The sequence below is a fragment of the Actinoplanes octamycinicus genome, assembly GCF_014205225.1.
GTDB lineage: Bacteria > Actinomycetota > Actinomycetes > Mycobacteriales > Micromonosporaceae > Actinoplanes > Actinoplanes octamycinicus.
In genome coordinates, this window is the sequence record NZ_JACHNB010000001.1 from 4,090,248 (window position 1) to 4,103,682 (window position 13,435).

Sequence of the window (13,435 nt, forward strand, 5' to 3'; positions counted from 1 at the left end):
TCACATCGCCCAGGCGAATATCCCGTGCCCCGCCCCACGCGAAGCCCGCCCGCGCACGGTCTCGGCTGGCGCTCGCGGGTGTCTCGCATGTGCTGAGGCACCCGTGAGGGCCAGCCGGCGACCGTGGGCCGTGCGGCGGTCCGGGCGCGCCCCGGAGTCACATCGCGCAGGCGAAAGTCCCGTGTCCGGCCTCACGCGAAGCCCGTCCGCGCACGGTCTCAGCTGGCGCTCACGGGTGTCTCGCATGTGCTGAGGCACCCGTGAGGGCCAGCCGGCGATCGTGGGCCGTGCGGCGGTCCGGGCGCGCCCCGAAGTCACGTCGCGCAGGCGAAAGTTCCGCGTCCCGCCCCGCGCGAAGCCCGCCCGCGCCGCGCACGGTTCTCGGCTGGCGTTCACGGGTGTCTCGCATGTGCTGAGGCACCCGTGAGGGCCAGCCGGCGACCGTGGGCCGCGTGGCGGCCTGGATCGATCGCGGGCTGGCGGCGCGGGCTGACCGGGCGGGCTGAGCGGGCGGGCTGGCGGCGCCGGTGGGCGTGGGCGGGTGGGGTGGGTGGGGTCAGTGGGGGGAGGGGAGGACGTGGCCGGTCACCTCGCCGAAGGAGAGGCGGGTGCCGTCGGGGGCCGGGGCGGTCGCGGTGATGGTCACCTCGTCGCCGTCCTCCAGGAACGTGCGGGTCGAGCCGTCCGGGAGTTTGAGCGGGTCCTGACCGTTCCAGGACAGCTCGATCAGGGAGCCCCGGGAGTCCGGGGTGGGGCCGCTGACCGTGCCGGAGGCGTAGAGGTCGCCGGTGCGCAGCGAGGCGCCGTTGACCGTCATGTGGGCCAGCTGCTGGGCCGGGGTCCAGTACATCCCGGCGAACGGCGGGCGGCTGATCACCGTGCCGTTCAGGCGGACCTCCAGGGAGATGTCCAGGCCCCACCGGGCGTCGTCGTCGGACAGGTAGAGGAGCAGCGGCTCGTCCCGGGCGGGCGGGTCGACCCGGGCCGCGGACAGGGCCGCCAGCGGGACCACCCACGGGGAGATCGAGGTCAGGAAGGACTTGCCGAGGAACGGGCCGAGCGGGACGTACTCCCAGGCCTGGAGGTCGCGGGCGGACCAGTCGTTGACCAGGCAGACGCCGAAGACGTGCGACGCGAAGTCCCGGACCGGCACCGGGGTGCCGAGCGGGGACGGCGTGCCGACGACGAAACCGACCTCGGCCTCGATGTCGAGCCGGCGGGACGGGCCGAAGACCGGAGCCTCGTCCGGGCGGCGGGACTGGCCCCGCGGGCGGACCACCGGGGTGCCGGAGAGCTGCACGGTGCCGGAGCGGCCGTGGTAGCCGATCGGCAGGTGCTTCCAGTTCGGGGTGAGCGGCGGGGAGCCGGGGCGGAACATCCGGCCCAGGTTCTCGGCGTGGTCCTGTGAGCTGTAGAAGTCGACGTAGTCGGCGACCTCGATCGGCAGGTGCATGGTGACCGCGGAGCGCGGGATCAGGTGCGGCTCGACCCGCTCGCGGTGGGCCGGATCGGTCAGCCAGGCGGTGATCATCGCCCGGGTGGCGGCCCAGGACTCCGGGCCCTGCGCCATGAACGCGTTCAGCGAGCCGGTCGCATGCACCGGATCGCCGGTCAGCCCGGCCAGGTCCAGCACCTGGTCACCGATCGCGACGCCGGTGCGGGCCGCGCCCGGCGCGGCAGGGCCCCATGCGGCGTGGCCGGCGGCGGAGGAAGAGCCGGCTGGAGAAGAGCCGGCAGGCGAAGATCCGGCGGGGGAAGATCCGGCGGGGGAAGAGGCGGCGGAGGAAGATCCGGCGGGGGAAGAGCCGGCGGCGGAGGAGCCGGCAGAGCCGGCCGGGGCCGGGGAGAAGATGCCGTAGGGCAGGTTGGCCAGGCCGAAGCCGGTGTCCGAGGGCAGTTCGAGCCAGGTCATGCGGTGATTCTCTCCGGGAGCAGGCCGAGATGGACGAGATCGTGGATCGGGTCGCCGATGTCGCAGGTGCCGAACGAGGTGAACACCTCGCGGGCCCGCGCGGCGCGGGTGGGTGACCAGGTGCGCAGCTCGGCGGCGACCTCGGCGGCGTCGGTCCGGGCCAGGTGGTCGGCGGCCCGGGACGGTTCGTCGGCGGCGAGCAGGACGTTCAGGAAACCGTGATGGTGGAAACCGGTCACCGGGTCGGTGTGCTGGATGGCGTGGTGCAGTCCGGCGGTGCATTTGAAGGCGATGCCCCGGTCGACGCACGCCCGGATCGTCGCGGCCAGCTCGCCGACCGGGGGGAACAGGTCGGCGCGGACCCCGCCGGTGCGGAGTTTGGCCCGGAGGCCGGTGCCGGCCAGCGCGTCGAGCACCTCGTCGCGTCCGCCGGTGCGCGGGATCTCCACCGCCACCGGGAGGTCCGGGGGCAGGCAGGCGGCCAGCGTGCGTACCGTGGATCGGGCCTGCGCGGCATCGACCGCGACCGTGGCCTCGACCGCGGCCAGGCGCAGTCCCGGGTGGTCGGCGATCGCGCCGGCCGCGGCCGGCAGATCGGCCGGCGCTGCGATCAGCGCGAGGTCGAGCGGTGGCCCGGACCGATCGAGGTGTACGTCCACCTCCGCCAGCCGGGACGCGGGCAGCACGAACGGCCCGACCAGGCCGCCCCGGAACGCGAGATGCGCGGGCACGGCCGTGGCCATCGTCGCGTTCCCGGGCGGGAAGAGCGCCGCGTCGTCGAAGAACCGCGCGAACAGTTCCTCGGCGGCGGGCGGGACGGGGAGGGGTGGGGTGGCCGGGGCGGTCATGCGGCCGGGCCGCGGCCGGACCAGGACCACGCGTAGCGGCCGTCGTCCGAGGCCAGACCGGCCTCGCCCAGGTCGAGCGGCCGGAACGTGTCGACCATGACCGCCGTCTCGTCGAAGAACTCGACGCCCAGGGACCGCTCGACCGCGCCGGGCTGCGGCCCGTGCGAGTGGCCGCCGGGGTGCAGCGAGATCGACCCCTTGCCGATGCCGGAGCCCTTGCGCGCCTCGTAGTCCCCGTCGACGTAGAACATCACCTCGTCCGAGTCGACGTTCGAGTGGTAGTACGGCACCGGGACGGCGAGCGGGTGGTAGTCCACCTTGCGCGGCACGAAGTTGCAGATCACGAAGTTGGCGCCCTCGAACACCTGGTGCACCGGCGGCGGCTGGTGCACCCGCCCGGTGATCGGCTCGAAGTCGGCGATGTTGAACGCGTACGGATAGAGGCAGCCGTCCCACCCGACCACGTCGAACGGGTGCTCCGGCACCACGTGGACCGAGCCGCCACCCCGGTGCTTGATGTAGACCTCGACGTCGGTGCCCTCGGCCAGCATCGGCTCGACCGGGCCGCGCAGGTCCCGCTCGCAGTACGGCGCGTGCTCCAGGAACTGCCCGTACCGGGACAGGTAGCGTTTCGGCGGCGCGATGTGCGAGCTCGCCTCGATCGCGTAGGTGCGCAGCGGCTCCGGGCCGGTCGGGATCCACCGGTGCGTGGTGGTCCGCGGGATGATCACGTAGTCGCCCTGGCCGACGGTGAGCGCGCCGAAGACCGTCTCCACGGTGGCGCCGCCCCGCTCGACGTAGACGCACTCGTCGCCGATCGCGTTGCGGTACAGCGGCGACGGCTCGGTCGACACCGCGTAGGAGATCCGGACGTCGGCGTTGCCGAGCACCAGGCGGCGCGCGGTGACCGGGTCGGCGTCCTTGAACTCCAGGTCGTGCAGTTTCAGGTGCCTCGGGACCAGCGGGGCGTTCGCGGTCAGGGTCTGGTCGGGGAGCTCCCACGGGCGGGCGTCGACGATCGCCGACGGGATGCCGCGGTGGTAGAGCAACGACGAGTCGGAGGAGAAGCCCTCCTCGCCGACCAACTCCTCGGCGTACAGCCCGCCGTCGGGACGGCGGTGCTGGGTGTGCCGCTTCGGCGGGATGCTGCCCACCTGCCGGTAGAACGTCACGCGTCTGACCTCCAGAGGTTCCTGCGGACCACCTCGGCGGGTCGCGCCGCGGTGATCCAGGACCATGCGGCCGTCACCAGGGGTGGTGGTGACGACTGCATGTGCTACGGAATTTACGGAGCCGTAACAGGGCGCACAAGGGGATGCGCGGATTCGCCACAGCCGATCAAGCCGGTAGCCTGACGTCCGGAGAAGGGGGCCACCGTGCCGAAGATCGTTGATCACGACCAGCGGCGGTCCGAGATCGTCGAGGCGTATCTCGCGGTGGTGGCCCGGGACGGGCTGGCCGCGGCGACCAGCCGGGCGATCGCGGCCGAGCTCGCCATCGGCACCGGCGCGCTGTGGCACTACTTCGACGGTTTCGACGACGTGGCCGCCGGGGCGTACCAGCGGATCGTCGAGCGGACCAACGGGCGGATCGCCGCGGTCACGGCCGGGCTGCGCGGGCTGGACGCGTTCTACCCGATGATCCGGGAGATCCTGCCGCTGACCAAGGAGACCCTGGACGAGGCGCACGTGGTGGTCGGCTTCTGGGGCCGGCTCGCGGCGAACGCCAAGATCGAGGAGACCCAGGAGGACCTGGGCGACTACTGGGGCGGGTTGATCGCCGGCTACTTCGCCGAGGCGATCGAGGACGGGGTGCTCGATCCGGCCATGCCGATCCCGGACGTGCTCGACGTGCTGCTCACGATCTGCCTCGGGCAGCAGGTGAACGCCGTGATGGCGTCGCCGATGGTGGACCCGAGCCGGCAGCTCGGCATGGTGGACCACTGCCTGCGTCCGTGGCGGCTCTGAAAGAACTTGCAAGGCCCTGACCTCCGGGCGCTTACCCCGTACCGAAAACGCCTGAGCCGCGAGGACGGGCGGCCGTGTGCCGCGCGGATGGGCATATTGACGGGAATCTCTTTCAAGTTCTGAAAGAACTTGCTACCTTCCGTTCACACATGAACGCCGGGTTTCCGGCTTGTCACGCCCCACGCATCTCGCAACAGCGCCGTTCCCCCATGGCCTGGAGGCTTCCTCGTGTTCACCTTTCTCCGCAGAATGCTGGCCGCGCTCTGCGTCATCCCCCTGCTGGTGCTCGGCGCACCGGCGGCGCGCGCGGCCAACTCGGTGACCGTCTACTACCGGGCGCCCAGCTCCTGGGCCACGGTCAACATCCACTACGCGCCGACCGGCGGCGCCTGGACCACCGTGCCCGGCGTCGCGATGACCGCTTCTGGTTGCACCGGCTGGTACCAGAGGACGGTCGACCTCGGCACCGCGGCCGGCATGCAGGCCGTCTTCACCAACGGCTCCGGCACCTGGGACAACAACTCCGGCAAGAACTACGCCCTGGGCACCGGGGTGACCACGGTCAACGCCGGGGTGGTCACCGCGAACGCGACCAGCCCGTGCGTCACCGCGCCGGCCGACACCACCGCGCCCAGCGCGCCGGCCGGGCTCACCGCCACCGCGCGGAACACCACGGTCTCGCTGACCTGGACCGCCTCGACCGACGACGTCGCCGTGGCCGGCTACCAGATCGTCCGGGGCGGCACGGTGCTCACCTCGTCGACCAACGCCTACACCGACCGTGGCCTGGCGGCGAAGACCGCCTACAGCTACACGGTCAAGGCGGTCGACGCGGCCGGCAACGTCTCCGCGGCCAGCAGCGCGGTCAGCGTCACCACCGGTGACGCGGTGCCGGTCACCCAGGGCGAGATGCTCGGCGGCGACCCGCGCAAGGACAGCATCTACTTCGTGCTGACCGCGCGCTTCTACGACGGGAACACCGCCAACGACCGGGGCGGCAGCCAGCACGTCGCGTCCGGCAACGCGGCGAACGGCGACCCGATGTTCCGGGGCGACTTCCAGGGGCTGGTCGACAAGCTCGACTACATCAAGGGGCTGGGCTTCTCCGCCATCTGGATCACGCCGGTGGTGCTGAACCGGTCCGACTACGACTACCACGGCTACCACGGCTGGGACTTCTACCGGGTCGACCCGCGGCTGGAGTCGGCCGGCGCCTCCTACCAGGACCTGATCAACTCGGCGCACGCCAAGGGCCTCAAGATCTACCAGGACGTGGTCTACAACCACAGCTCCCGGTGGGGCGCGAACGGCCTGTTCACGCCGACCGTCTACGGGGTCCGGGACAGCCAGTGGAGCTGGTTCTACTCCGAGAAGGTGCCCGGCGGGCAGTACGACCCCCTGGAGGAGAACGCCAAGGGATACCCGTACAACGGCGACCTGTGGAGCAGCACCGCGCCGGCCGGGAACACCTGCCCGAATTACGGCACGCCGACCGGCGGGAAGAGCAGGGAGGGCTACACCCTCTACCACTGCCAGTGGCCGTCGCCGACCGCGAAAATGTTCCCGTCCGACCTCTACCACCAGTGCTGGATCGGCAACTGGGAGGGTGAGGACGCCCGGTCCTGCTGGCTGCACGAGGACCTGGCCGACTTCGACACCGAGAACGCCACCGTGCAGAAGTACCTGATCGACGCGTACAACAGGTACATCGACATGGGCGTCGACGGGTTCCGGATCGACACCGCCGTGCACGTTCCGCGGGTCACCTGGAACCGGCGCTTCCTGCCCGCCCTGCACGACCACCTGGTGCAGAAGTACGGCGCCGCGAAGGCGGCCGACTTCTACGTCTTCGGTGAGGTCGCGGCCTTCGTCAACGACAAGTGGAACCGCGGCTCGGTCAACCACTCGGCGCAGTTCTACACCTGGACGGAGCGCGAGACCTACTCCGGCAACGACGTGACGGCGGCGCTCGAACAGTTCACCCACGAGAACAACCTGGGCACCGGGAACCAGCCGGCCAGCACCAACGCGTTCCTCAGCGGGAACACCTACCACGCGCCGGACCACAGCCAGTTCTCCGGCATGAACATCATCGACATGCGCATGCACATGAACTTCAGCGACGCGCAGAACGCGTTCAGCAACGGCAAGGACTCGGACGACTCGGTCAACGACGCGACGTACAACGTGGTCTATGTCGACTCGCACGACTACGGCCCGAACAAGTCGTCGACGCGCTACTCCGGCGGCACCGACGCGTGGGCCGAGAACATGTCGCTGATGTGGACCTTCCGCGGCATCCCGACGCTGTACTACGGCTCGGAGATCGAGTTCCAGGCCGGCAAGCAGATCGACTGCGGGCCGACCTGCCCGCTGGCCACCACCGGCCGGGCGTACTTCGGCGACAACCTCTCCGGAACGGTCACCGCCGCCGACTACGGCGTGGTCGCCGCGGCCAGCGGGAACGTGGCGACCACGCTGTCGAGACCGCTGGTCAAGCATCTGCAGCGGCTCAACCTGATCCGCCGGGCGGTGCCCGCGTTGCAGATGGGCCAGTACTCCACCGACGGCGTCTCCGGCGGCATGGCGTACAAGCGCCGCTACACCTCCGGCGGCGTGGACAGCTTCGCGCTGATCACGGTCTCCGGCAGCGCGACGTTCAGCGGCATCCCGAACGGCACCTACGTCGACGCGGTCACCGGCGACCGGAAGGTGGTCACCGGCGGTTCGCTCGCGGTCCCGCTGAACGCCAAGGGCAACCTCCGCGTCTACGTTCTCGACCAGGCCGGGAATCCGGCTCCGGGCAAGGTGGGCGCCGACACGACGTACCTGAAATAGCCGGTCCCCGCCGTTTCTCCCCGAAGCGGCGGGGCATTTCCCGGCCATTTTCCGGTACGACTCGGGGTCTCGTGGCGGTCGGCCCGCGACCTCCGCTCCACTACCGGCCGCGGCGCGTGTCGTGCGGGTCCGCGGGTGGTCACGGTCAGACCTTCGAGGTGACCGTGAGCGGCAGCGAACCCGCACGACACGCGCCGCGGTCCGCAGTGGCCGCAGCCTTGCGCACTGTCCAGACCCGGAACGGCAAGTCGTACAAAATCCATTTTCTTGGGCATGGGAAACGGACCGGTCGGCGCGTGGCGACCGTGCGGATGCCGCAGCCGTGGGCGGTCAGGGTTGGGCGGGCAGGGAGCGGACGAAGGTGGCCAGGCGGCGGAGGCCCTCCTCCAGATCCGCGCGGGAGGCGGTGTAGGAGAGGCGGACGTGGGATTCCGCGGTGGAGGCGCCGAAGTCGCGGCCCGGGGTGACCGCGACGTGCGCCTCGGCCAGGGCGCGGCGGCAGAACTCCCAGGCGGTGAGGCCGGTCGCGGAGACGTCGAAGTAGATGTAGAAGGCGCCGTCCGGCGGGACCGGGACCGGGAGACCGATCTCGGCCAGGCCGGCCAGGGCGATCGCGCGGCGGGCGGCCAGTTCCCCGCGGCGTTCCTCGCAGACCGCCAGGGACGCCGGGGTGAAGCAGGACAGGGCGGCGATCTGGGCCGGGGTGGAGGCGCAGAGGAAGTAGTTCATCGCCAGCCGCTCGACCGCCGGGACCAGCACCGGCGGCAGCACGCACCAGCCGAGGCGCCAGCCGGTCATCCCGAAGTACTTGGAGAAGCTGTTGATCACGATGGCGTCCGGGTCGGCCGTCAGGATGGTGCGCGGCGGGACGCCGTCCGGGGACGGATCGGCCAGGTCCAGGTAGATCTCGTCGACGATCCGCCAGGCGCCGCGCGCCTCGGCCCGCCGGCAGACCTCGACCAGCTCGGCGAACGGGATCGAGGTGCCGGTCGGGTTGGCCGGGCTGGCCACCATCACGGCGCGGGTCCGGTCGGTCCAGGCCCGGTCGACCGCCGCGGTGTCCAGCTGGTAGCGCGAGCCGGGCGTGGTCGGTGCGGTCACCACGACGCCGCCGAAGGTCTCCACCAGCTGCCGGTTGCACGGGTAGGACGGGTCGGCCAGGATCACCTCGTCGCCCGGGTCGGTGGTCGCGGCCGCGGCCAGCAGCAGCGCGCCGGACGCGCCCGGGGTGACCGCGATCCGGGCCGGGTCGACCGTCACCCGGTGCCGGTCGCGGTAGAAACCGGCGATCGCCTCGCGCAGCGCCGGCAGGCCGAACGCCGGCGTGTAGGGCAGCGGCCGCCCATCCATCACCTCGCGCATCGCCGCCCGGACCGCCGGCGGCGCGCCGAAGTCGGGCTCGCCGAGACCGAGCCGGATCACCCGGTGCCCGGCCGCCTCCAGCCGGCCGGCCTGCTCACCGAACGCCATCGCGTGGAACGGCTCGGCGGACTGGGCACGCTGCGACAACCTCATGGCCGCAGCATGCCACGCCCCGCGCCGGCGATCGTCGACTCGCGGGCGGGGAGCGCCAGGAGCACTACTGGGCGTCGACGCGTTCGGCCGGCTCGCCGTCCGTCTCCGGCACCACGTCCGGGACCGGATCGCTGAGCTGCTCGCGCAGGTAGTTCCAGACCACCGCGATCAGCGCGGCGACCGGCACGGCGAGCAGGCTGCCGACGATGCCGGCCAGGTTGCCGCCCAGGGTCACCGCGAGCAGCACCACGGCGGCGTGCAGGCCCAGGCCGCGGCTCTGGATCATCGGCTGGAAGACGTTCCCCTCCAGCTGCTGGACCAGCAGGATGATGCCGAGCACGATCAGCGCTTTCACCCAGCCGGTGAAGACCAGCGCGATCAGCACCGCCACCAGGCCGGCGAAGACCGCGCCGACGATCGGGATGAACGCGGTGACGAAGGTCAGCACGGCCAGCGGCAGTACCAGCGGAACCCCGGTGATCCACAGGCCGAGGCCGATGAAGACCGCGTCGAGCAGGCCGACGAACGCCTGCGAGCGGACGAACGAGCCGAGCGTGTTCCAGCTGCGGGCGGCGATCTCCGGCAGGTCGGTGCTCAGCCGGCCGGGCAGCTGACGGCTCAGCCAGGGCAGGAACCGCGGCCCGTCCTTGAGGAAGAAGAACATCAGGAACAGCGCGAGGATCGTGGTGACCAGGCCGTTCACCACCGTGCTCACCCCGGTCAGGGTGGCGTTCGCGATGCTGCCGACGCTGGCCTGCACCTTGTCGATCGCGCTGTTCAGCCCGCTGTTGACCTGGTCGTCGGTGATGTGCAGCGGCGGCCCGGAGGCCCAGTCCCGGACCGTCTGGATGCCGTCCACCACGCCCTGGCCGAGCTTGCCGCTCTGCGCCGACACCGGCACCGCGATCAGCACCACGATGCCCGTGATCAGGCCCAGGAACAGCACCGTGACCAGCGACGCGGCCAGCGCCGGTGGCCAGCCGTGCCGGCGCAGGAAGCGCACCGGCGGCCAGGTCAGCGTGGTCAGCAGCAGCGCGACCACCAGCGGCCAGAGGATCGACCAGGCCATCCCGAGCAGCCGCAGGACCACGTAGGTGAGCAGCAGGATCAACAGGCTCTGGCCGGAGACCCGGGCGGCGTTGCGCATCGCCGTCCGGGTCTTGGTCGCGCTCAATGTGGGCATGTTGATCACCTTACGGTGAACCACGCCTGCCGGGTTTTCTTCCACCGGGCTCGCCACACCCGGACCGTGCGCAAGGCTGCGGCCACTGCGGACCGCTACCCGTGCCACCAGGTCGTCAGAAGACCTGAAGGCCGTGGGCGCGGAACTGCTCGTGCACCCGGGTCAGCAGTCCCGGACTCGGCGCCGGGGTGCCGGCCAGCGGGAACGGCAGGCCGAGCGCCGCGTACTTCGGGGCGCCGAGGCGGTGGAACGGGAGCACCTCGACCCGCTGCACGGTGCGGACGGCGGCGCAGATCGCGGCGACCGCCTCGACGTTCTCCTCGGCGTCGGTCAGGCCGGGGACCAGGACGAACCGGACCCAGATCGGGATGCCCCGGCCGGCCAGCCGGTGGGCGAAGCGGACGGTGGGCGCCAGGCGGCCGGTGCCGGTCACCCGGCGGTAGGTCGCCGGGTCACCGGACTTGATGTCGAGCAGCACCAGGTCGGTCGCGTCGAGCAGCGCGTCGTCCGCCCGGTCGCCCAGGAAGCCGCTGGTGTCCAGGGCGGTGTGCAGCCCCCTGGCCCGGCAGCGGTGCAGGATCTCGCGGACGAAGCCGGGCTGTTCCAGGGGTTCGCCGCCGCTGATCGTGACGCCGCCGCCGGCCACCTTGATGAACCGCTCGTAGCGCGCGATCTCGGTCATCAGGTCGTCGGCCGTGGTCGGCGTCCCGGTTCGGCGGTGCCAGGTGTCCGGGCTGTGGCAGAACTGGCAGCGCAGCGGGCAGCCGGCCAGGAACGCGACGAATCGCGTCCCCGGCCCGTCCACGCCGGTCGAGACGTCGAACGAGTGCAGGCTGCCGGTGAGCAGGGCGGTTGTCACAGCGCACCGTGGAAGGTACGGGAGATGACGTCGCGCTGCTGCTCGGTGGTGAGCTTGACGAAGTTCACCGCGTAGCCGGAGACCCGGATGGTCAGCTGCGGGTACTTCTCCGGGTGCAGCATCGCGTCCTCCAGGGTGGCCCGGTCCAGCACGTTCACGTTCAGGTGGAAGCCGCCGGCGTCGGTGTAGCCGTCGAGCACGCCGACCAGGTTGCCGATCCGCTCGTCGCGGCTGTGGCCCAGCCCGTTCGGGGTGACCGTGGTGGTCAGCGAGATGCCGTCGCGAGCGCTGCGGTAGGGCAGTTTCGCCACCGAGAGGGCGGCGGCGACCAGGCCGTGCCGGTCCCGCCCGTTCATCGGGTTGGCGCCGGGCGCGAACGGCTCGCCGGCCCGCCGCCCGTCCGGGGTGTTGCCGGTGTGCTTGCCGTAGACCACGTTCGAGGTGATGGTCAGGACGGACAGGCTGGGCTCGGCCCCGCGGTAGGTCGGCTGCCGGCGGATCTTCGCCATGAACCGCTCGACCAGGTCCACCGCGATCGCGTCGGCCCGGTCGTCGTTGTTGCCGAAGGCCGGGAACTCGCCGTCGATGGCGTAGTCGACGACCAGGCCGGTCTCGTCGCGCAGGGCCTTGACCTGGGCGTACTTGATGGCGGCGAGGCTGTCCACGGCGACCGACAGGCCGGCGATCCCGGTGGCGAGGAAGCGGTGCACGGGGTAGTCGTGCAGGGCCATCTCGATCCGCTCGTAGGCGTACTTGTCGTGCATGTAGTGGATGACGTTGAGCGCGTTGACGTAGGTCTCGGCGAGCCAGTCGAGCACGTGATCGAACTTGGCCAGCACCTCTGCGTAGTCCAGGACGTCGTCCGCCACCGGGTCGAAGGGCGGTGTCACCTGCGAGCCGGACATCTCGTCCCGGCCGCCGTTGATCGCGTAGAGCAGGGCTTTCGCCAGGTTCGCCCGGGCGCCGAAGAACTGCATGTCCTTGCCGACCCGCATGGCCGAGACGCAGCAGGCGATCGCGGTGTCGTCGCTGTAGGCCGGGCGGATCAGGTCGTCGTTCTCGTACTGGATGGCGCTGGTGTCCAGGCTGACCTGGGCGCAGAACCGCTTGAAGCCGTCCGGCAGCCGGGGTGACCAGAGCACGGTCAGGTTCGGCTCCGGGGCCGGGCCCAGGTTGTAGAGAGTCTGCAGGTAGCGGAAGCTGGTCCGGGTGACCAGCGGCCGGCCGTCCCGGTCGAGCCCGCCGAGCGACTCGGTGACCCAGGTCGGGTCGCCGGAGAACAGCTGGTCGTACTCCGGGGTGCGCAGGAAGCGGACGATCCGCAGCTTGATCACGAAGTCGTCGACCAGCTCCTGCGCCTGCTCCTCGGTGAGCAGCCCCTCGTCCAGGTCGCGCTGCAGGTAGATGTCGACGAACGACGAGGTGCGGCCGAGCGACATGGCGGCGCCGTTCTGCTCCTTGATCGCGGCGAGGTAGGCGAAGTAGAGCCACTGGATCGCCTCCCGGCCGGTGGTGGCCGGGCCGCTGATGTCGAACCCGTAGCGGCCGGCCATGAACCGCAGGTCCTCCAGCGCGCGGATCTGCTCGGCCAGCTCCTCCCGGTCGCGGATCACCGCTTCGCTGGACGGCTGCCGGTCGAGCGCGCTCTTGCGGGCGTGGCGCTCGGCGACCAGGTGGTCGACGCCGTAGAGGGCGACCCGGCGGTAGTCGCCGATGATCCGGCCGCGGCCGTAGGCGTCCGGCAGGCCGGTGATGATGTGCGAGCGGCGGGCCGCCAGCACCTCCGCCGGGTACGCGTCGAAGACGCCGTCGTTGTGCGTCTTGCGGTACTGGCTGAAGATGGTGCGGACGGTGGAGTCCAGCGAGTAGCCGTAGGCGGCCAGGCCGTTCTGCACCATGCGCAGCCCGCCGGCCGGCATGATGGCGCGGCGCAACGGGGCGCTGGTCTGCAGGCCGACGATCAGCTCGTGGTCGCGGTCGAGGTAGCCGGGCGCGTGCGAGGTGATCGTCGACGGGGTGTGCGCGTCCACGTCGTAGATGCCGCGCGCCCGCTCCTCGGGGAACATCCGGCTCAGCTGCGCCCAGATCCGCGTGGTACGGGCGGTGGCGCCGGCCAGGAACGCCGCGTCCCCGGTGTAGGGGGTCACGTTGTCCCGCACGAACGCGCCGACGTCGACCGTCTCGCGCCAGGCCGCCCCGTGGAACCCCCGCCAGGCCGTGTTCGTCATGATGCCTCCTCCGTCTGCCTCTCCAGCCTGCGCTCCGCGCTTCTCGCCGGACAGGGACCAAGGTCCCGACTGATTCGGGACAGGG

At 71.3% G+C, this 13,435-nt stretch carries 9 protein-coding genes; 2 read left to right on the top strand and 7 right to left on the bottom strand.

The annotated features are described in order from the left end of the window. Window positions 1-556: 556 nt before the first annotated feature. The 3 genes from fahA to BJY16_RS18355 are packed head-to-tail and all read right to left on the bottom strand — an operon-like array spanning window position 557 to window position 3,932. Entirely contained in the window at window positions 557-1,912 is a 1,356-nt protein-coding gene (fahA, locus tag BJY16_RS18345) for a fumarylacetoacetase (protein WP_203759059.1), read from the bottom strand. After that, window positions 1,909-2,760 (bottom strand): hypothetical protein, encoded by an 852-nt coding sequence (locus BJY16_RS18350; RefSeq protein WP_185040628.1) that lies wholly within the window; start codon window positions 2,758-2,760, stop codon window positions 1,909-1,911. Before BJY16_RS18350 ends, fahA begins: the two co-directional genes overlap by 4 nt. Next, the gene (locus BJY16_RS18355; protein WP_185040629.1) at window positions 2,757-3,932 is read right to left on the bottom strand and encodes a homogentisate 1,2-dioxygenase; all 1,176 of its coding nucleotides are present in this window, start codon (window positions 3,930-3,932) and stop codon (window positions 2,757-2,759) included. The genes BJY16_RS18350 and BJY16_RS18355 overlap by 4 nt, the downstream gene beginning before the upstream one ends. 204 nt (window positions 3,933-4,136) lie before the next feature. Here BJY16_RS18355 and BJY16_RS18360 point away from each other — a divergent pair, with 204 nt between their 5' ends. Further along, window positions 4,137-4,727, top strand: a complete 591-nt coding sequence (locus BJY16_RS18360; RefSeq protein ID WP_185040630.1) for a TetR family transcriptional regulator C-terminal domain-containing protein — start codon at window positions 4,137-4,139, stop codon at window positions 4,725-4,727. A 249-nt stretch (window positions 4,728-4,976) separates the two neighbouring features. Continuing rightward, window positions 4,977-7,565, top strand: a complete 2,589-nt coding sequence (locus tag BJY16_RS18365; RefSeq protein WP_185046526.1) for an alpha-amylase family glycosyl hydrolase — start codon at window positions 4,977-4,979, stop codon at window positions 7,563-7,565. Between the two features lie 330 nt (window positions 7,566-7,895). Here the strand turns inward: BJY16_RS18365 and BJY16_RS18370 are convergent, their stop codons facing one another. From BJY16_RS18370 to pflB, 4 genes are all read right to left on the bottom strand, one after another. Continuing rightward, the gene (locus tag BJY16_RS18370; RefSeq protein WP_185040631.1) at window positions 7,896-9,080 is read right to left on the bottom strand and encodes an aminotransferase class I/II-fold pyridoxal phosphate-dependent enzyme; all 1,185 of its coding nucleotides are present in this window, start codon (window positions 9,078-9,080) and stop codon (window positions 7,896-7,898) included. Window positions 9,081-9,144: 64 nt separating this feature from the next. Continuing rightward, window positions 9,145-10,263: an AI-2E family transporter gene (locus tag BJY16_RS18375; protein WP_185040632.1), complete on the bottom strand. Its 1,119-nt coding sequence runs from the start codon at window positions 10,261-10,263 to the stop codon at window positions 9,145-9,147. Window positions 10,264-10,378: 115 nt separating this feature from the next. Further along, on the bottom strand, window positions 10,379-11,122 hold the full coding sequence (gene pflA / locus BJY16_RS18380) for a pyruvate formate-lyase-activating protein (RefSeq protein ID WP_239177541.1): 744 nt from the start codon (window positions 11,120-11,122) through the stop codon (window positions 10,379-10,381). Further along, entirely contained in the window at window positions 11,119-13,350 is a 2,232-nt protein-coding gene (gene pflB, locus BJY16_RS18385; RefSeq protein WP_185040633.1) for a formate C-acetyltransferase, read from the bottom strand. The genes pflA and pflB overlap by 4 nt, the downstream gene beginning before the upstream one ends. Window positions 13,351-13,435 lie beyond the last annotated feature (85 nt).